At 31.3% G+C, this 21,998-nt stretch carries 15 protein-coding genes and 1 pseudogene; 2 read left to right on the top strand and 14 right to left on the bottom strand.

Features of this window, described 5'->3' with window-relative positions; all coding sequences use genetic code 11:
• Positions 1 to 105: 105 nt before the first annotated feature.
• From FC091_RS09600 to FC091_RS09535, 14 genes are all read right to left on the bottom strand, one after another.
• Positions 106 to 720: a sugar transferase gene (locus tag FC091_RS09600; protein WP_138434059.1), complete on the bottom strand. Its 615-nt coding sequence runs from the start codon at positions 718 to 720 to the stop codon at positions 106 to 108.
• Between the two features lie 68 nt (positions 721 to 788).
• Positions 789 to 1,922, bottom strand: coding sequence for a glycosyltransferase family 4 protein (locus FC091_RS09595; protein ID WP_171032500.1), 1,134 nt, complete (start codon positions 1,920 to 1,922; stop codon positions 789 to 791).
• A gap of 4 nt (positions 1,923 to 1,926) precedes the next feature.
• On the bottom strand, positions 1,927 to 3,831 hold the full coding sequence (asnB, locus tag FC091_RS09590) for an asparagine synthase (glutamine-hydrolyzing) (protein WP_138434057.1): 1,905 nt from the start codon (positions 3,829 to 3,831) through the stop codon (positions 1,927 to 1,929).
• Between the two features lie 4 nt (positions 3,832 to 3,835).
• Positions 3,836 to 4,987, bottom strand: coding sequence for a glycosyltransferase (locus tag FC091_RS09585; RefSeq protein WP_138434056.1), 1,152 nt, complete (start codon positions 4,985 to 4,987; stop codon positions 3,836 to 3,838).
• A gap of 114 nt (positions 4,988 to 5,101) precedes the next feature.
• A complete protein-coding gene (locus FC091_RS09580; protein ID WP_138434055.1) occupies positions 5,102 to 6,175 on the bottom strand; it encodes a glycosyltransferase in 1,074 nt (357 codons plus the stop codon).
• A 30-nt stretch (positions 6,176 to 6,205) separates the two neighbouring features.
• Positions 6,206 to 6,790, bottom strand: coding sequence for a serine O-acetyltransferase (locus FC091_RS09575; RefSeq protein WP_138434054.1), 585 nt, complete (start codon positions 6,788 to 6,790; stop codon positions 6,206 to 6,208).
• A gap of 1 nt (position 6,791) precedes the next feature.
• A complete protein-coding gene (locus FC091_RS09570; RefSeq protein ID WP_138434053.1) occupies positions 6,792 to 7,724 on the bottom strand; it encodes a hypothetical protein in 933 nt (310 codons plus the stop codon).
• 5 nt (positions 7,725 to 7,729) lie between these two features.
• Positions 7,730 to 9,163 (bottom strand): MBOAT family O-acyltransferase, encoded by a 1,434-nt coding sequence (locus FC091_RS09565; protein WP_138434052.1) that lies wholly within the window; start codon positions 9,161 to 9,163, stop codon positions 7,730 to 7,732.
• Between the two features lie 17 nt (positions 9,164 to 9,180).
• A complete protein-coding gene (locus FC091_RS09560; RefSeq protein ID WP_138434051.1) occupies positions 9,181 to 10,146 on the bottom strand; it encodes a hypothetical protein in 966 nt (321 codons plus the stop codon).
• 176 nt (positions 10,147 to 10,322) lie between these two features.
• Positions 10,323 to 10,946, bottom strand: coding sequence for a GDSL-type esterase/lipase family protein (locus FC091_RS09555; RefSeq protein WP_171032499.1), 624 nt, complete (start codon positions 10,944 to 10,946; stop codon positions 10,323 to 10,325).
• A gap of 118 nt (positions 10,947 to 11,064) precedes the next feature.
• On the bottom strand, positions 11,065 to 12,279 hold the full coding sequence (locus FC091_RS09550) for an O-antigen ligase family protein (RefSeq protein WP_138434049.1): 1,215 nt from the start codon (positions 12,277 to 12,279) through the stop codon (positions 11,065 to 11,067).
• Between the two features lies 1 nt (position 12,280).
• Positions 12,281 to 13,342 carry a glycosyltransferase family 4 protein gene (locus tag FC091_RS09545; protein WP_138434048.1) on the bottom strand — a complete coding sequence of 354 codons (1,062 nt, stop codon included), beginning with the start codon at positions 13,340 to 13,342 and terminating at the stop codon, positions 12,281 to 12,283.
• On the bottom strand, positions 13,339 to 14,682 hold the full coding sequence (murJ, locus tag FC091_RS09540; RefSeq protein ID WP_138434047.1) for a murein biosynthesis integral membrane protein MurJ: 1,344 nt from the start codon (positions 14,680 to 14,682) through the stop codon (positions 13,339 to 13,341). The genes FC091_RS09545 and murJ overlap by 4 nt, the downstream gene beginning before the upstream one ends.
• 166 nt (positions 14,683 to 14,848) lie before the next feature.
• Complete coding sequence (locus tag FC091_RS09535; RefSeq protein ID WP_138434046.1) at positions 14,849 to 15,973, bottom strand: acyltransferase family protein; 1,125 nt, start codon at positions 15,971 to 15,973, stop codon at positions 14,849 to 14,851.
• Between the two features lie 250 nt (positions 15,974 to 16,223).
• On the opposite strand from FC091_RS09535, the pseudogene FC091_RS09530 reads away from it, so the two are divergent.
• A pseudogene (locus FC091_RS09530) lies at positions 16,224 to 17,888 on the top strand (glucosamine inositolphosphorylceramide transferase family protein).
• Positions 17,889 to 18,102: 214 nt separating this feature from the next.
• Positions 18,103 to 21,948 (top strand): Ig-like domain-containing protein, encoded by a 3,846-nt coding sequence (locus FC091_RS09525; RefSeq protein ID WP_138434044.1) that lies wholly within the window; start codon positions 18,103 to 18,105, stop codon positions 21,946 to 21,948.
• Positions 21,949 to 21,998: the final 50 nt, after the last annotated feature.

Here is a 21,998-nt window from a genome sequence, read left to right as displayed (position 1 = left end):
AATAAACACGATAAAAGGTAAATATTTACGTTGTTAAATTTTAGCTCCAATAGTTTAAATACTAAAGATTTAAGGTCCGATTAACTAATATCAAAACCTTAGTCATTAAGCTTTACCTTCAGTGCCCATAAATTCTGGCATTGGTTGGTTGGTAGAAGAATTTATATCCTTTTTACCAATAACATTTTGAATGGTCTTAAAAAAGATTTTACAATCTAAGATAAACGATTGATTATCTACATAATAAGTGTCTAGCTTAAACTTTTCTTCCCAGCTTATGGCATTTCTGCCATTAACCTGTGCCCAACCTGTAATTCCAGGTGTTGCGTTGTGTCTTCTAAACTGCTCTTTAGTGTATCGTGGAAGGTATTTTGGGAGAAGAGGGCGAGGGCCAATCAAACTCATATCACCCTTTAACATATTAAATAGCTGAGGAATTTCATCCAAAGAATAGCGTCTACAAATATCTCCAACCTTAGTAATTCTTATATGGTCTGGTAAAAGATTACCATTAGCATCTTTTTTGTCATTCATAGTTTTTAGCTTCACTATGGTGAATATTTTTCCACCTTTTCCTGTTCTCTTTTGATAGAAAAACGGTTTACCATTGTTGGCTATAGCTAATAAAATTATAATGGTGATTATGATTGGCGACAGAATTAATAGTCCAATCAAAGCAATCATAAAATCGATTAGTCTTTTTAAAAATAACTTATACATAATTGATTGATTATTTGTTGGTTATTTATGTTTTAGTAATCTATAAATTTAAAATAAATTAACAGCATTTATTTTAATGATTGACTAATAAGCTCAATTAAATCATTATTAATAATATTTACATCAAAACGTTCTTCAGCATATTTACGACTATTCATTCCCATTTCCGTTATTTTATCAGGATTCGTAATGAAGAATTCCATAGCATCAACCAGAGCTTTTAAATTTTGAGGTTCTATTAGCTTTCCATTTACACCATCTTTTACAGATTCTCGACAGCCTACAGAATCTGTCGTGATTATAGGGTTTCCACAAGCAAGGGCTTCAAGAGTTGTTCTTGGTATGCCTTCTCTGTAATAACTTGGCAGTACAAAAACATCTCTTTGGTGAAGATGTTTGTCTACATCCATTTGCCTACCATGAAAAACGATAATGTTTTTCTCATGTAGCTCATGTAATTCATCCTCACTAATAGCGCTAGGAGAGGTTTCTAAAGCTCCAATAACATGAAATTCAGCATTTGGATATTTTGGCTTCAATGCTCTTGCAGCATCCATGTATAGTGCAATACCTTTTTCTTTGATCAATCTGGCAATAAGTAAAAAACTAACTTTATCTGTTGGATTTTTTTCTTTGAAAGTGAATTCATTGAGATTAACACCAGAGCCACTTACGAACGCTACAGGTTGTTTTTTTGAAATTACTTTACGATCTAAGAACAATTGATAATCGTCCTTGTTTTGAAAGACAATAAACTTGTTTTTTCTAATTGAAAGCTTGTATAATGTTTCATTGAAGCGCTGTAATATTCTTGCCTTACGCGTAAGTCCGGTAAAGGCAAAGCCTAATCCTGTAATTAATGAAATTACGGGAACTTTAATCATGTTGGCTGCTAATGAGCCATAGATTACTGGTTTTACAGTATAAGGGAAAACTAAATCAATTTTGTTTTCCTTCATTATAGATTTTAATTCTAATATGGATTTAAAATCCTTGAAAGGGTTTAAACCTGTACGTTGTAAATTAAATTCTATAGGATGTGCACCACGTTCTTTTATTAATTGTAAATCTTCTTTGGTATAGCTTGGTGACGCTGTAAAAACCTCAAAACCATTAGCAACTAGGCTTTTGATGAAATCACCTCTAAACCGAATTAAAGAACCAGCAAAGGATGCTATAATAAGTACTCTCTTCTTTTGCATTGTATTAGTTTTCATTTAGAAAATTAAATTTATACCACTTTTGGAAACAGTAGTAAGACCACACTCTAAAGGTGCTATCTTTTTTGCTGTCAAGGTGATCTTGAACCAACTTGGTTATAACGTCTACTTTAAAAATGCCTTGTTTTTTAAGCATTTCTGGCTCTATATAACTTTCTAATTCTTTTCGAAGACTTTGTCTTAGCCAATCTCCTGTAGGTGAACCAAATCCGCTTTTGCCTTTTTCTAAAAAGTCTTGCGGAAATTGATCTCTAAAGGCTTCTTTTAGAATGTACTTTTTGTTCCATCCCTTCATTAGATAGCTTTCTGGTAATGTGTTTGTAAACTCCCAAATCGATTTATTTAAAAATGGCGCTCTACATTCTAAAGAGGTAAGCATACTGGTTCTGTCTACCTTTGCTAACATACCACCTTCAAGACTCAAAATCTTGTCTACAAGCCTAAAGTCTGTAAGGCTTTCAATCTTTTGTTTACCTAAAACCTCTTTATACTCTTGAAATAAATCCCTATCGTAATAATCGTCTTGCATTATTTCTGATAGTAGTTTGCTCGTATTGGCTAATGAAATGATATCCCAATAAAAATCACCTTCGTAGTTGATAGCGTTTAATAACTTATTAATTTGAAATCTCTTACCACGCGTATCATCTTTATTGATTAAGTATTTGTTACTTAGTTTGGCAATAGTTTTATGAAGCGTTTTTGGTACCACACTTGTGTACCTTTTGTTCATCTTGCCAATGTAATACTTATTGTAACCTCCAAAAACTTCGTCACCACCATCACCAGTTAGTGCCACAGTAACGTGTGCTCTGGTTTTTTCTGAAAGTAGGTGCGTAGGCAAGGCTGCAGTATCTGAGAAAGGCTCATCAAAATTAACGAGTATCTCATGGATATTGTGCTTTAAATCATCTTCATCTATGATAAACTCATGATGATTACTGTCTAACATTTTAGCAACCACACGAGATTTATCGGTTTCATCATAAGAGGCTTTTTTAAAACCTATTGAGAAAGTATCAATTTTTTTATCTGTAGCTTGCGATAAACAAAGCGACACGATAGACGAATCTACACCACCAGATAAAAATGTTCCTAGTCCAACATCTGCGATTGATCTGCTATCTACACTATTGTAAACCAGTTCTCTAGTTTTTGCTTTTGCATCTTCAAAAGAAATATCTGCTGTTTTTGGTGCCGGTTCGTGGTTGATTTTATGAATGCTATATTGAAATGACTCAAAATCATATTCTAAATAATGATTAGCCTCAAGTTTGTGAATACCTTCATAAATGGTATGTGGAGCAGGAATGTAGGTTAATCTAAAGTAAAGATTCAATCCTTTTTTTGAAATATCTGGCTTATAGTCAATAGTTTTTATAATAGACTTTAATTCTGAAGCCCATAAAAACTGATTGTCATTTTGCGTATAGTATAATGGTTTTTCACCAAAGAAATCTCTGGCAATAAAAAGTTTGTTTATCTTTTTGTCATATATACTGAAACCATACATGCCATCTAACCATTGAAAAGACTCAACACCATATTTTTCGTAGGCCTTTAAAATAACTTCAGTATCACTGGTAGTATTGAAGGTTACACCTTCTGAAACTAATCTAGCTTTAATAGTTCTGTAATTGTAGATTTCACCATTAAAAACAATAATAATCTGCTTATCATCAGAAAAAATGGGTTGCTTTCCAGATGATAAATCTATAATAGACAAACGACGCATCGCCATACCTACCGTAAAAGTGTCGTTTTGTTCTGCAAAGACACCGTCCTCATCAGGTCCTCTATGAATGATAAGATTGTTCATAGCATTGAGTACAGAAGACATTTTGTCTTCACTCATCTTGGTTTTATCTATAAGTCCGTTAATTCCGCACATATACTTAGCTTTTAATAAATTGGTTGAATTGGCTGTAAATAGATTTTAGTTCGTAAGCTTTTGCGCGTTCTAAACTTAATCGACTAAAGCGTACTCTTTCGGCAGGGTTTTGATGGTAATAATCTAAAGCTTTACTTAGTCCGATATGATCGTCATTATTAACCAACAAACCATATTTTCCTATATAAAATTCACCATTTTTTATGTTAATTGGTTCGTTTTCATTTAATAATTCTAAAGGACCAGATAAGCAATTTGTTGATACACTTGGTAAACCAATAGCCATGGCTTCGATCAAAGCATTTGGAAAACCTTCGGTAAACGATGAAAGTACAAAGCACTCATTATCTATAAGATAGTCATTTACTTTTTTCACTCTTCCTTTGAGTGTAATTTGATCTTCTAATTTAAACTTTGCTATCTCTTCTGTTAAATAAGTTCTTAAATTGCCATCACCAAGAATAGAAAAATCATAATCTAATTTAGATTCCTTTATGGCTCTAACGACCATAATCTGATTTTTTCTTTTATTAATGGTGCCTGCCGTAATAAGCTTTAACTTGTTTGTGTTGTTGTTTAGACTTTCTGGGTGTATTACTTTATTTGGTAGTTCTATTGGGTTATAGATAACCTCCATAGGAATTTTAATGCCAAAATTGTCTTTTAAATCTTCATTTATATAAACAGAATTAGAAAACAACTTATCACATTTGTTATACAAAATAGGGTAGAAGATCTTAGAAATATAAAAGGATAACTTACTCGTTACATTGTCTGAAGGAAAACCTCTTTCGCTAATAATTGTTTTTACATTTTTATTGAATGTAGCCACAATTCCATTTATTAAATTAGGAAAGGCTAAAAATGAAACAGAGATTTCAATATTATTCTTTTTGATGAAACGGTAATACCTAAAAATAAAGCTAATGGAATCAAAAAACTTCTTGTAAAAAGGTCTATTAGCATGTTTATCGCTTATGGCGAAAATTTCTACACCTTCAGGAACAGGGAAGTGTAAAACTTTATGAAAAAGAACTAGAGTAACGTTGTAATCATGTCTTAATTCCTTTAAAAGTAAGCTGATTACTTTTTCTGCACCACCACTGGCAAGTGATATGGCTAGGATAGTAATATTTTTTTTCTGATTTGGGGTCATAAAATAAATATCTTGTTGATATTATGCATATTAGTGCCAAACATAGCAACAATTAATTGACTAAACTCATTTTATCGATAATTGTAGATTTTCTATGTTAAAAAGAAAAATGAATTATTTTTTAATCACCTCTAAAAAAAGATCTTCATATTCTTTTAAAATCTTTTCACTATTAAACTTTTTGTATACAGAATCTCTGATAATATTTGGGTCCCACGTTTTGTTTTCGTTTAGTTTTTCTAAAAACTCTTCTTGGTTTTCAACTATATAACCGTTAACTCCATTATCAATGATTTCTTTTGTGCCACCTGGAGCTTTGAAGGCTATTACAGGAGTACCAACTACACAGCTTTCTAGAGCTGCATTAGGAAAACCTTCGACATAAGAGCCTTGTAGGAATATGTCGTTTTCTGAAAAATGTTTACTTAGCTCGTTTGAAAACTCAATGTGAATAATGTTTTTCTCTATACCTAGTTCTTTGGCTTTGCTGAATATTTGTTCTTTCAGACTACCATTACCAATAATAGTATAAACAAAAGGTGTTTTTACTTTTGAAAGTATTTCTAAAATACGCTCATAACCCTTTACTTCTGTTAACCTTCCTACTGTAATAAATCTTTTCTCGTTCTCCTTTGGTTTATTTTGTTTTACTTTAGGTAAGCTAGAGATAGGATTATTAATAATACATGTTTTTTCCTTTGGTACGTTATAGTTTTTTATCATATCCTCAGCCATATCTTGAGATTGACAAATAAGTTTATCTAAATTTTTGAAACCATCAGGTAAAAAATATGCAGGAGACCATTTTCTGGATTTTTTTTCATTTTTGCGTTTGCTTAAAACTGTGGATTCTCTTCCAATAAATTTTGTTTTTCTAAACAGTGGTGAAATTATCGACATGGCTGTGTTAACATGAGATATGGAGCTAACTACAATATCAGGTTTTAAGCGTAAAATTGTTGTAATTATAGAGGGTATAGCAGTAAGGATTCTAGACTTTTTTAAATAGATGGTATTTGTTTTACTAACATCATAAGCAATATCTTTATCAAAACCCGCTATGACTAAAACCGGTTCAAATATATTTCTATCTATATTATTTGCAACAAATGAAATGACGCGTTCTGCACCACCTGGTACTAATGAAGGCAAAACGAACAGAATTTTTATTTTTTGGTTGGATTCCATTTTGGTTTGGATTTAGGAAGATTTAAAAAACTATTGAATGTGTTTTATGATTTTTCGTATATCAATAGCTTTTATTTTTTTCGCAGGATTTCCTGCAATCATAATACCTTCTTCTTCAAAAGATTTATGAACAACTGCATTGGCACCTATAGCACAGTTATTTGCAATTTTTATGTTGCCATAAATTTTTGCTCCTGGCGCTATATATATATTGTCACCTAACTGCGGAGCTTCTTTTTTACCACCAGACGCACCAATATTTATACCAGCATGCATACGACAATTTGCACCTATTGATGATGCAGAATTGACGACTATAGAACCGTAATGTACAATCGAAAGTCCTGGTCCAAAGACATTAATAGGAATTGAAAAGCCAAGTTTTATAGATATTTTTTTGAATCTGTATCTTAAATAATAACAATAGATTTTATTAATTCCTGTGTTTTTGCAATTTGTATAATATTCTAACTTTCTCAGCGATTTTTGAAACGTCCATATAGGATTTGGTGAGATGAAGTTAATTAGCTTACTCTCAAAACTAGAGGATTTGATGCCTAGTGCAATTTTATCTTTATTAAGGTAGTCTTTATAATCAGATTTAGATTTAATCATTTTATTGGCCTTTTCCTTTAAAGTATTCATTCAAACCAATCGTAACTTGATTGGCTACTTGTTCGTGCCCATAACATGTCCAATGAGAATCATAATCAAACGTCCATGATTTATTATCCTTACTAGAGTCTAATACGATAGTATTAAATCCATGTTCTTTGGCCAACTTTATGAAATAGTCGTTGGTTTTGGGGTGAAAAATTAAAGTCTTATTATATGTTTCATAATTATTCTTAATAAACTTAAATAATTCTAAAATTTCATTTTTAAACTTTAATGTTTTATCAAGCTCTGTTTCTTTTATTTCATTTTCCTTATTCTCGTTTGAAAAGTTAATCGGATATCTGTTATAAAAGTAGTAGAGTAATTTCCAATTGTACAGAACTTTTTTTAATCCTGGAGATTTCATTTCACCATATATTATCTGATCTTTTTCTAAATTAAGTTGAGTAATATCTCTCATTTTTTTAATCTCGGTAATACTCTCATAGAAATCATTATCATTAACATAGATTAGGGTTTGTACAGGCTGTAGTGTATCTAAATGCTTACTGATTTCCATTGCCTCAATAAAAGACACACCAGATCTTCCAGCTTCCATAAAATTATATTCCGACATTCTTTTCTTTAAAAGTGGACCTTGATGACACTCATTAGGATTCATAAAATTTTCAATGTAAGAATCCCCAATAATAGTTATTAATTTATCAAAAGAAGAGGGTAAATCACCTGGCCAGCCTAATTCGTTAATCTTCCATTTATGGTCACCACCTTTCCAATAACCAGTTTGATTTGTAAAGTATTTTTGAATACCTGTATCGTCTATTGTTCTTCTTGGTATATCTGAAACAGCATGAGTAAACCTTACGACAAATTCACCTACTATTAATAACAATAGAAAAAATAAAACACAGTTTTTAATAAACTTTTTCATCAATCTTAGAATTGGAAGTAAATGAATTCTTGCTGTTCGCCAGTAAAGCTAAATATTAATACAACCAGTAAGAAATAGAAGCACCATCGAACAGGGCGTTTCATAAAGTCAACTTTTTCAATGGCATATTCGCCAGATCTCCCTAGCCACTCTATAAATGTAAAAAAAGCTACTAAGGCTAAAATTGTAAATGGTAAAATTTCAGGTGTAGTAAATAATGATGTTGTAAACATGTCTTTAATGTATACAAATGCATTTGTTACGTTATCTGCTCTAAAAAATATCCACGCAATTAAGGTTATAAAAAAGGTTGTTGCCATTTGGAATACCTCCCTCATTGTTGGCAAATATTTTCCTTCTGCAACAAGGTTGGTGTTTACTCTATTCTTATTTAAAAGAAGGAGAGGTAAGAAATATATGGCATTTAATGCACCCCAAACTACAAACGTCCAATTGGCACCATGCCAAAATCCGCTTACAATGAAAATTATAAATGTGTTTCGGACTTTCATCTTTGTGCCACCTCTACTACCACCTAACGGAATGTATAAGTAATCTCTAAACCATGTTGACAAGGATATGTGCCAACGTCTCCAAAATTCTGCAATATCCCTTGAGAAATAAGGAAAAGCAAAGTTCCTTTTTAGATTAAAACCAAATAGACGCGAAATACCAATAGCTATATCCGAATACCCAGAAAAATCACCATAAATTTGAAAAGCAAAGAAAAATGCTCCCATAAGAAGTGTGCTGCCAGAATAATCCTCTTGATTATTGAAAATCATATTGGCATAAGTTGCACAATTATCAGCAATTACAACTTTTTTGAATAATCCCCAAAGTGCTTGGCGTAGCCCATCAACAGCATTTTTATAAACAAATTCTCTTTTTACATGAAACTGAGGTAATAGGTTAGTGGCTCTTTCAATAGGTCCGGCAACTAATTGAGGGAAAAAGCTAACAAAAGCCATAAAAGCCAGAAAATCTTTAGTTGGCTCTAATTTTTTATTGTAAACATCTATGGTATAGCTTAAAGTTTGAAAAGTATAAAAACTTATACCTACTGGAAGAATAATGTTTAATGTGTTAATGCTTAGTTCACTACCAAAAAAGGTAAAGGAGTCAACAAGACTATCAACAAAAAAGTTGTAGTACTTAAAGAAACCAAGGAAACCTAGATTTACACAAATACTAACCCATAATAATGCTTTGCGTTTGGATGGTTTATCCTCAGATTCGAGCTTTAAACCTATAGTGTAATCTACCAAAGAGCTAAACAAAATCAAAAACAAAAATCTCCAATCCCACCAACCATAGAATACATAGCTAGCTATCGCAATCAAAAGATTTTGTTGTCTAATGCGATTATTACCAATGAGCCAATATATAGCAAATACTATAGGTAAGAAGATGAAAAATTCTATTGAATTAAATAGCATAGTAGTTATAAATTAGTTTAATTGGTTTTTATAATATCAGAGAGTTGAAGACTAATTTTATTAGCACCTGTGAGATTAGCATGGTGATGATCTGAAAAGTCTTCATCTATATATTTGAATATATCAGCTTTATAATGGTTTAAATCGTAGTACTCAACATCTTTGATGTTTTTAAAATAGTTTTTATAAAAACTCTCTTCATCTGTATTATCATCGAGTTTAAGTCGAGTAGGAGGGTAAGGGGCTCTTAAGACTATTAGTTTAATTCCTTTAGATTTGGTTAACTCGTTTATCTTGCTAAAATAAGTGTTAAATCGCTCTTTATTAAAAGGTGTATTGTCAAAATTTGGCACAGGACTTAAAGCAGCTATCTTCTTTTTTGTAATAATTAATGTATCTTTTAAATATCCTTTATACCAATCGGTTTCAGGTGCTTTTTGAGCTGTGTTAGAAAAAACAGCAATAATATCTTGTTTTATGTAATTATTAAACTTCATTAATGGTATGATATAGTTGGCCATTCCGTTGCTTCCATAACCATTAGTGATTAATTCAAATTTATTTGATGAAGATTTAAAAAAGGAAGCATTTGAGAAAATCTGATAATAATCATGTATATCGTCAGATAGGTCTAAAAATGTTTCAAGAACTACGTATTTAGGGTTTTGATAATTTAATATTTCAACTAAAGAGTGATAGGACTCTGCTATATCTTGTGCAGAAGTTCCCATATTAAATGATTTTAGTTTTAATACAGAGTCTATGACTTTTGGATTAAAACCAGTATACGATCTACTTGATCCTAAAATTATTAAATCGTAAGTGTTTTTATTTTCATAGATACTATTCCACTTTAAGTAATTTTTGTGGGTTTTTTCTTTTATAGCTTTATATGCTGGATACTCGTACTTTAATACAATTAAAAGATTGATTAGCACAAAGAAAAAGAAACCATAGGTTATATGTTTCAGAAATTTTTTCATCTAAAACAATTGAATATGAATCTTATAATAGACTAATTTTACTTGGGAAATAACTATTCGCATTTCGCTTTTAGATTTGGGTTGATTACGTTACAAATATGATTAACAATGTCAAAAAATCAAAATTATTCCTTTAACTGTCAAGTAATTACTTTTATCTGCAATAACAGTTACTATTAATCGGATAATTGGTGATTTTTCATTTCCATAGCAAGTATTTTCTTCCATTCAAGGTAGCCTTTTCCATTGAGGTGAATTCCATCTGTGGTGTAAGAATCTTTGAGATTTTTATTTGCAGAAAGTATATTGTTTAAGTCTAAATATTTTACATTAAGTGATTTGCTTAATTCAATAAGTCTTAAATTTAAACTACCTACTTTTTTATTTATAGAATTAGCATTTTCATAACTATCAGAAACAAAGAGGGTGCTTAGGATTATTGGAATAATATTCTCAGCTTTTAAAGCGAGAAGAATGTCCTTGTAATTAGTAAGAATTTCATCAACTTTGATGTCAAAAAGAATATCATTTATACCACCCATAATAAAACAATATCTTGGATTTAAATTAGTTACATGATTTAGTCTTTCTTTAAAACCCGCAGTAACATCCATGCCTATACCACGATTAATGATGTCTGTTCTATTTAATAACTCGTTCCAATTAACATTTTGAGTTATAGAATTACCAAGCATTACATAATTACATTGATTTTTTGAGTATACCTCATATAGGTCTAGTTGTTGTTTGTATTCTCTGTTTGATTTATAATTGTGAGTACTGTCTTGGAATAGGATCAATCCTAACTTACTTAAGTAGTTGTTTCTTACAACTATGACAGCGAGAAGTATTAGTAATACAACATTTAATACTTTATGATTGATTTTAAACATCAGTAATTAAAATTGGTTTAAAATTTCACTCTTCAATTTGTGTCACATCCTCCTCCTCGTTTTCTTGAGCAAAATCTATTTTATACCCAATGTACATAAAAAAGGCTATCAAATATGGTTGGTTAATTATAGTTTGGAGACTAAGCATAAATATGCACATAGCAATTAAAAGAGGTAATACAAAGAATCTAGTTTCAGTGGAAGATTTTATAGCCCTAACAAAATAAGTAAAGAGCATTCCTAAGAAAAACAAAAGGACAAATAAACCAGCATCTGCCCAAACACCTATAATTGTATTATGACCGTGTTTTGAAATTGCAAAATCTACACCATTACCAAAAAAAGGATTTTCGTATACGTAAGTTAAAAGTTTTGCAACCAACTCATTTCGCCCAGAATCATCAACCTTATCAAAATTAAGAGATACTATATTTACAATATTATTTATTTTATCTCGCTGCTGCCCAACCAAATCCAGGTCTGCTGTTAAGTTGTTTAAATTAAGTAAAAATATATAGAGGACTGGTATTAATATAATTCCTATAAGAAGTCTTATGCCTTTAAAAAAGTTGTGGTTTAACATCACCAATGATACAATAAGTACCATGAAGCCTGTATTTGAAAAAGTTACAAATAAGCTATAAAACATGGCAAACAATAATGCTAATTTTAAAATGTAAAGCATTTTATTTTTTGGCTGAAAGATCTTGTAGACAAAAACAAAAGCTATTATTGAAGTTAAAGCCATATTATTTGCATCACCGTAAACTCCTTGTGCCCTGTCCACGGTGTATATATGTACACCTCCTTTATCTAAATCAAAGTTTATGTTATACCAATGAATACATAACAGACAAACAATTATAAGACATATGAATGCTACCTTTTCAAACAAAACTCTATTTTCTGAAAAGCTTAGGTAGTAGTAGAAACCAACAACATAAAATAAAGGAATAATGCTGACAATTATATTAGACGGATGATCGTGTATAATGCCAGCTGTCATACCAATTGTAAAATAAAGTATGAAAAAAATTATCCACATTTTAGCTGTTCTAGAGAATTCCCCATGATTTTTAAACAAGAGTATAACACCTAAAACGAGCAGGCCTAAATTTGCATAAGCCATTATCTGAGCATATACATCATATACTAAGATACTTATTAAAACCTGTGCATTAAATAAAGTAAAAACAAAAGGTAACAGAAAACAGATATGTATTAATGTCTTTAGTTTCACATTAAAAGCTGTTTATAATTTTCATGTACCTATCATAAATTGAGGATATGTCATACCTGTCTAACGATTCTGTGGCTGCTTTTGCTAACTTATTTCTTTTGTCTGGGTTATTAATAAGTTCTTCTAATTTTAGAGACATTTCTTCAATATTTTGATCTTCTACTAAAATTCCGTTTGTTTCATTTTCAATAATTTCTGAGGGACCAGTTTTACAATCATATGAAATACAAACCAAACCTTGAGACATGGCTTCTATAAGTACCATTGGTAATCCTTCCCAACGAGACGTCATAATGTAAATATCCGATTTTTTCATTATATCCGATACCTCTGTTGAAAATCCAGTAAATATAACTTTGTCTTGTATATTATGCTCATCTACAAGTGCCTTTAAAAAGTTAGTTCCTTTGGTTCCACCACCTACCAACTTAAGTTTCCAATCCTTGTGTTTCTTTAGGATAGGTGCTATCAATTTAATAAGATTATCAAATCCTTTATGGTGATATCTATTTAAAGCTCCAACAGCTAAAATGATTTTCTCTCTTTTTCTTACTTCTTCTTCATAGATATCAAATGTACATGGATTTGGCATCACATAAGTGTCTACACCTAATTTATCATAGTGAATTTTATCAAAATGAGTTAATACGGTTAGTTTATTGGCTAATCTATAAAAATATTTCCTTGTCATTCGCCCAATACGGTCAGTCTCCTTTAGGTGGTTGTTGTGCTCTGATGCGATAACCTTTATTCTATATAGCTTACTAACTAGTATACCTATTAAGTTAGTTTGAATCATAAATGAAATAAGCACATCTGGTCTGTTTTTCTTTTTAGAATAGTACTTTGTAAGATTAACCAAACTCCTTACCATATGATTTTTAATCTTTCCGTCATGTAATCTTGCTCTTGTGATTTCTGGATCTGGCTTCCATATCTCAGGTTCGTTAAAAGTTATTATCGTAACGTCATGCCCTTGTTTTTTAAAAAAATTAGCAAGTAAAACAAGAACTCTTTCCGCTCCACCAGGAACTAAAGAGTTGACTAGAAAATCAATTTTCATAAACTTAATTTTTTATATTGTTTATAAGTAAAACCAAAATAGAAAAAACTACTAATAATTAATACTAATGTTGTACTAAATGCCAGTCCATAAACATCATAGTATTTTATTAATATTATGTTTAAAATAACATTGACTACTAAATTGAGGAGTGACACCCAAGCCATAAATTTATTTTTATTTATGCTCGTTAAGAATTTTACTATTATCCTAGTACACAAATAAAAAGGTACATTAATGAGAAGAATTTGCTGAATTCTAGATACCTTAATAGTGTCTTCAGCTGTAAATTCATCACGTTCTAACCACAATTCTATAATAGAATCAGAAAACAAAATAAGAATCACGACTACTATAATACCAGAGAAAAAAATCATTTTTAAAGTTTTAAAAAGATGACTATAAGCCATTTTTAAATCTTCATTAACTAGTCTAGAAAAATGTGGTAAAAGAACGCTTCCAAATGCCATAATAACAATTGTGACACCAAAAGCAGGAAATCTATTACCATAATTTAAAGCTGCAATAGAGCCTATAGCTAGTTGACCAGCAAAAAACTGATCGATAAAATTATTCATAGCAGATAAAAAACTTGAAGAAATTTTGGGCGGTAACTGATTGACCATTTCCCAAGAGTTTTTGTTCATTACCGGCTTACCTATGTATATGACTTTATGGTGTAATCCAAATAATAGAATGAATATAAAACTAATGATACTCCCAAACAGACTACCATAAGCCAGAACCATATCTCCAAAGTAAGACTTGAAATACAATAAGCATATAATTACAGTAAGGATAGGGAATACACCTTGAATTGTTGATACCAAAAATTTATTGCCAATTTCTAAAAGACCAGATATAACAGACGTAAAACCCCATAATGCTAAACAGGGTAAAATGATAAAAAGCTGCTTCTTTACTTGCAAATAATATTCTGCGGATTTGTTAGGAAACACCTCTTCAAGAAATAAATCAATAACAAAATATGCTAAAAGTGTTGAAAATAATGCTACCGCAAATGCCATTAAAAAAACGATACTCTGAAAACCAGCAATGTTACCCTTATTCTTTAACTCTACAATATAATTAGGAATAAACAAGTTTGTTAATGAGTTAAGAAATACACTTTGAATAAAAGAGGGTATAAGTAAAGCAACTAAAAATGTATCTAGATCGAACCCTAAACCAAATTTACTAGCAATAATTGTCTCTTTATAAAAGGCTAAAACCTTTATGAAAAGTGTAACTAGGGCTACAATAATTACATTTCTTACTAAAGGACTTTTTAGCTTTGATACTAAACTAGAAATTAATGATTTTATATTTATAGAAGCCATTTCTGTTTATTTGTAAGCTATTTGATTTTTCTTTAAGTGTTATAATTAAATGAGAATTATCTAAAATCTGTGTTATCTAAAAATTGATAATGATGTTAATTACCGTTTTAGGATTTAAGGTTTTTAATTTCTTAATTGAAATATTGATTTGGAATTGATGCATCTTTTAATTTTTAACACCTAGCTTTGTGGGCTCTGTCCTTAGTCTTATAGTATTTAAAAGCTTGCTATTGGTTAGCTTATTTCTTATTGATCTACTTAGAGGCTTTTCGATGAATTTATGTATTAAATATGAGGCATATATCATAAGAATCAAAACTATGCTAAGCAATAACCATTTGTTCATTGATTTTCCGAGTGTATTAAATATTATAAAACCTATATTTTGATGTATTAAATACAAAGGGTAGGTTAGTATACCGAAATAGTAAAATATTCTTTTATTCAAAAACATTAACTTACCATAGCTTATTAAAAACATAAGGATGAAAAATACTGTGATAAGAATAGCAACTACATTCACATCGTATGCATTATCATATCTTAGGTTTCTATCTTGTACCTTTCCAACAGCGTATAATATTGCAACTACATAGGAAATAAGTATAGGAATTATATTGAAAATTGATCTTTTTCCTGTTTTAATTAAATAGAAAAACATTCCTGCAACAAAGTATGCACTATACTTTGCAAAGGTTACATAATAAATAACTTTTAGTAATGTAGGTGCATCTTTAAACGGAACTATTAACTGGGCGATAGCGAAGAACAACAAAATGTAGGCAAAAAGTTTGATATGCTTCATTAGTCTAAATAGCAATATCAAACCTATCAATATATAAAATTTAAGTTCTATTAATAATGACCAATACACCCCATCTACGTATTCAACACCAAAAAAGCCATTTAACATTGTTAGATTAAATAAAACCTGTGGTAAGGTTACCTTAAAAATATTTCCGTCAAAGAAATAAATTACTAACGCGGTTAAAATTACGCAGAACCAATAAGCTGGATATAAACGCGTTATCCTTGAAATCATAAAGTCCATAAAACTAGACTTCCTTACAGACAAAAGAATTACAAAACCACTTATTATAAAAAACAAATCAACTCCTAGGTAACCGTATTTAGAAAAGCTTTCTAGCTCTGGGAATCGTAAAATAGAGAAATTATCCTTTGCATAGCCTCTATATCCGTAATGATATAGAACAACATACAAAGCAGCGAAAAAACGAATTAAATCTAAGTGATATAATCTACTTTTCTTTTCTTTTTTGGTTGAATCCATAAGCAGGTTAATTTTGCGTAAATATGCATAAAAGAGAAATAAATGCCATTTTTTTGGGTTGACATTACAGATAAATTCGTTTATGTAATAAAATGAGCAAGTTATAGTTTGTTTTTCGCCTTTACTTTACGCTTTAATACTATAAAGAGTTCAATAAACAAAAAACTTTTTTTATATAACTAAAATGTCGCATATTTGAATTTCTTCAATTATTTAATTACAAAAGCTTTTACCTCAATACTTTATTATAATGATGAATCGTAAATTGAAAATCGGATTATTAGTAGACAGCGATAATATTCCTAATTGGGCTTATAAAATGCTCGAAATATTAAACTCTTTTGATTATGCTGAAATATCCCTTATAATAAAGAACGGTAGCACTAGCAATAATAAGAAGTCTAAGTTCAGAACAATTTATGAACTGAGAAAAAAGCTAGTGTGGATTTTATATAACAAGATAGATTCTAAATTGTTTAAAGTTACACCAGATGCTTTTAAGTCTAAAAAAGTAAAAGAACTGGTCAGTTGTGACGAAATAGTTGTTGTTCCTAAACAGAAAAAGTTTAGTGATTATATTATAGAAGATGATATTGCCGAAATAAAAAAATATGATCTAGATATTTTAATAAGGCTAGGTTTTAGAATATTACGAGGAGACATCCTAAAAATAGCCAGATATGGTATCTGGTCATACCATCACGGCGACAATACTGTAAATAGAGGAGGACCTGCAGGTACTTGGGAGGTTTTTGAAAATTGGGATGTAACAGGTGTAATACTACAGATTTTATCTGAAGATTTAGACGGAGGCTTAAAGTTATCAGGTTCATTTAGTGCTACAGAAAAATTAAGTGTCAAAAGAAATAAAAATAAATATTATTGGAAGGCATTAAATATGATGCCTAGAAAATTAAAAGAGTTACATACGCTTGGTCCAGATGAATTCTTTAGTAGTTTAGAAAAGTCAGAAGATCTAGATTTTTATAGTAATAGATTGTTTTTAACACCAACAAACTTCCAAGTTCTAAAGGCGATGGGAGTTATTGCTAAAAGAAAGATTAATTCTCTCGTTTATAATACATTCTATTTTAATCAATGGATACTACTTTTTAAATTCAACTCCAAACAAGAATGGTCTAAATCTTTTTTTAGATTCAAAAAGATAGTGCCACCTAAGGATAGGTTTTGGGCAGATCCGTTTATTGTTGAAAAAGACAATAAGTATTATCTTTTTATTGAAGAGTTAATATATAAAGAAGGTTTAGGTAAAATATCAGTAATGGAATTGGACCAAAAAGGTAATTATACAAAGCCTAAAACCATTATAGAAAACGATTACCATATGTCTTATCCCTTTATTATAGAAGAAGATGGTAAGCTATATTTAATTCCTGAAACTGCTGCAAACAATAGTGTGGATATTTATGAATGTGTTGAGTTTCCTTATAAATGGAACTTTAAGCAAACGCTTATGAAAGGAATCCATGCTGTGGATTCTACCATACTAAAACATGATAATAAGTATTGGTTATTTTGTAATATAAAAGAAAACAATGGAGCTTCGTCTCTTGATGAATTGTTTTTATTTTATTCAGATAATTTATTCTCCGATGAGTAGATAAGTCATCCCAAGAACCCAATAGTTTCTGATGTTAGAAGATCGCGTCCGGCTGGTAATATATTTAGAGACGAAAAAAATAATTTATATAGACCTTCACAAGACTGTGCAAAAAGATATGGGCACAGTATGAAAATCAATAAAATAGAATTGTTAACGGCTAAAGATTATTCAGAGAAAACCGTAAATAGTATTTTACCAAACTGGGATAAAAAATTACTTGCCTGCCATTCCATTAATAAACAAAGTAAACTTACAATTATTGATGGCTTATTAAAAAGACGACGTTTTTGATAACATGTTAATAAAAGTTTATTAACCTGACGTCCAACAACCTACTTCTGGTCGTATATTGTGCAAATAAATTAGATTAATAGCACATTGGTAGGTTTATACTTACAAATATACCCTTTTTATCGAATTGTTTGGCTTTTTGACGTCAAATCTTATTCTGTTAAATATATTTGGATTTATAATAAACCTACTTAGATTTTAAATTGCCCCCAAAATGAAAGAACTAAGAGCAAGAACCTTATGTGAATTAAATTTCACACTCCTTTTTATTTTATTAATATTTAGTCTTCAAAATACTTTTGCCCAACAATTAGCATTTCCATCTGCTAAAGGTGCAGGTGCCTATGCAACTGGTGGTCGTGGCGGACAAGTAATACATGTAACAACATTAGACTGGGATGCGCCAGGAGGACTTAAAGAAGCCATTCAAACTCAAGGACCAAGAACTATAGTTTTTGACGTTAGTGGTGAAATTGATGCCACACAAGAAGGAGCTTTTGCGGTAATAATAAATGGTAGTAATTATGACGATATGACTATTGCAGGTCAAACAGCACCAGAGGGTGGAATTACTATTAAAACTTCATATTTAATGTTTCAAGATGTTGATAATGTCATAGTACGATATGTTAGATTTAGAAATGAAGGTATTGTTATTCAAGTCGGTACTAGTCAATATTTACCTGATAGTTTTAAATATTTGGGTGGTACTGATATAATTTTTGACCATTGTACGTTTAGCCACGGAATGGATCAATCAGCTACTTGGGGAAATACTTCTGGAGTAATGGGGAATGTTACGATTCAAAACTGTTTTTTCCAAGATAGTAAAACAGGAAGTATTCTAGGAGTTGATGAAGTTGGAGGCGATTTTACTTTTATAAATAATGTTTACAGTGGTATTTCGCACAGATTTCCTAATCCTAAAGGTAATGGACAATACGATATTATCAATAATGTAGTGTATAACTGGAGAACCAGATTAATAAGAATTACTCATGAAGGAACTTATAATGTAATGAATAATTATTATAAACCTTCAGTAGGTGGACTTAGAAGCAACGCATGGTATGGTGATGGAGTTATATCTGCTAATACTTTACAAAAGCTTCAAGCAAGAATTGATAAAAATCCTTTAATCTATACTTCTGGGAACATAGTGACAGGTCAAAGAGAGACACCCCAAAGTGATGATAGAGACATGTGGGTTTATTTTACAGCAAGTGATGCTCCATACGTACCTAATACACCTGTAGGTGATCAGTTTTTTACAAGTACTCAATTTCCTTTAATTGGTGAAACCTTTACAATAGAGAGTGCAAACGATGCTTACAATAATATTGTTGTAAATGGTGATCTAGGTGCTTATAAAACACTAAATGCAGACGGTTCTATAAATGTATACAGAGATTCTAAGGATACAGGAGATTTAAATATGATTATTAATGATACTTACAATGGATCTTTTTTTGATGACATAAGCAGTATACCACATCCTACATTGCCTGCAAACACTAGACCTACTGGATATGATACTGATAACGATGGTATGCCAGATACTTGGGAAACCGCAAATGGTTTAAACCCAAATGTAGCAGATAATAATGGTAATGATTTAGATGCAGGTTATACTAATTTAGAAGTATTTTTAAATCAAGTAGATGGGGCAATTGTTCCAGTTGAAGAGCCTGAAATTATTTTATTAGGTGATGAAGTCGTTGATGTTATTGTAAATAGTGGTGCTTACACTGATGAAGGTGCTACTGCCTTTGACCCACAGGATGGTGATATTACTTCAAGTATAGTTGTTGGTGGTGACGCCGTTGATACTACTAGTATTGGTACCTATGTTATAACATATAATGTAAATGACAGTGAAGGTAATGCTGCTGAAGAGACTACAAGAATAGTAAATGTTAGCCCAGAAGTTAATGTTACTAGTGTTTTGGTAACTCCAGAAACAGTTGCTACTAACGTTAATGAGACGCTTACTTTAAATGTTGAGATTCTACCTAACAATGCCACTGATCAAACGGGCTTCTGGTCAAGTTCTGATGATGCTATTGCAACAGTTGATGAAAATACTGGTCTTGTAACAGCAATCTCAGAAGGGGTAGTTGATATAACTTTCACGTCCAATGATGGTGGCTTTACCGATAGTTCAACTATAACCGTTGAGTCATTATTATTACCATTACCTCCAGTACTGGTAAGTGCTATTCTTAGTGGTGATGATTATATTTTAACATTTGAATTAGATACAGGTAGTTTAGAACCACAAGGTGGATTCGATACGATAATAAATGAAGTCGATCAAAACGATAATGCTACTGCTACAAATTATACAAGAACAATTACAGGATTAGATACATCGATAAATCAAACTTTTCAAATCGAAGCAAGATATACGCAGTTTGCAGAAGGTGAAATACCAAACCGTTTTCTTAGAAGTAATCAGATAACGGTTTTGCCAGGAGCGTTCGCTGCGAACGCTGGATCAGATCAAACTATTTGCCAAGGGGAATCCGTTACACTCTCTGCATCTGGTGGGCAAACTTATTTATGGAGTAATGGTGAAACCACAACTTCAATAGAAGTTAGTCCAACGGTTACAACTACATACACGGTTACTGCTTTTGATGGTTTTGGAAATAGCGACGACGACTCTGTTACTGTAATCGTCAATGACTTACCTATAGCTGAAGCCGGCGAAGACCAAACAATCTGTGAAGGTGATTCTGCAATACTTACTGCTAGTGGTGGAGATGAATACTTGTGGAGTACAGGTGAAACCACAGCTTCAATCTCAGTAACACCAAGTGTAGATACTACTTATACCGTTGAAGTAATTTCTAATGGTTGTTCAAGTACAGATGAGGTGGCTGTAACGGTTAATAGCTTACCAACATTAACGATAACTGAAGATTTATCTATTGTTGAAGGTGAAAGTGTACAATTGACTGTTTTTGGTGCAGATACATACCTATGGAGTACTGGTGAAGTAAGTGATACAATTGTTGTAACGCCCAATACCACTACTACTTATACCGTTTTAGGAACAAATGCAACATGTACAGCCGAAGCACAGGTAACTGTCACAGTAGAAGAGGTTTTAGTGGTATCTGCTGGGCAAGACGAGAATGTTTGTGAAAATTCAGGTTATGAAGTAGTATTAACATCTAGTCCAGGAGATAGTTATTTATGGAGTACTGGCGAAACAACACAAAGTATTGTTGTGAGCCCTTTGTCAACAACCACTTATACGGTAACGGTCTCTTCAGGGATACAAGAAGATACTGACGATGTTACTGTTTTTGTTAATCCTAATCCAGATGTTGTAATTCTAAATGGTGATAGTGTAAACATCATGAGTGGTGATTTTGTTACGTTATCTGCATCTGGCGCAAATACCTACGAATGGAATAATGGTGCGACACAACCAAATATTGCTGTTAGTCCTTCTCAAACAACAACTTATGAGGTAAGAGGTTACATAGGTGATTGTTATGATGAGAAACAAGTAACAGTCAATGTTATACCAGAGGTTGAAGCTTATGCTGGTGAAGATCAAGAGATATGTTTAGGTGATATAGTAACATTAACAGCAACTGGTGGTGATGAATATGTTTGGAGTACAGGAGAAACGACACAGTCTATACAAGTATCACCAACTGAGACAACGGAATATACTGTGACTGTTTTCAATGCTTTAGATTTCGATGAAGACACCGTAACCGTTTTTGTTGATGATAATTGTGACGATGATGAAGTCGTTATTGATGAACCTGTAGATGGGTCTGCTTTAGAATTTGAGTTTTTGGTTTATCCTAATCCTGCTAGCGACTATGTAGATATCAAACTTTCAGGAAATGATCAATTAACAGGTTTTTACATATATGATTTGACTGGAAAGCTTATTTATCAAAAAAGTGTTGAAAATGAGAGTTTAAGTGTTTCTACTACTACAAGAGTAGATGTAAGTAGTTTTAGACCAGGTATTTATTTAATAAAATTAGCTGACATTGAACAAGAGTTATTTAAAAGGCTCATAGTCCGATAAAGAAGTCGCTTTATAAATTAAAAAATCCAATGCTGAGTATTTAAGTTAAT

The organism is Winogradskyella algicola, assembly GCF_005869935.1.
Classification (GTDB): domain Bacteria; phylum Bacteroidota; class Bacteroidia; order Flavobacteriales; family Flavobacteriaceae; genus Winogradskyella; species Winogradskyella algicola.
Note: the sequence above shows the minus strand (reverse complement) of the source record. Positions and strands in the feature narration are given on the sequence as shown.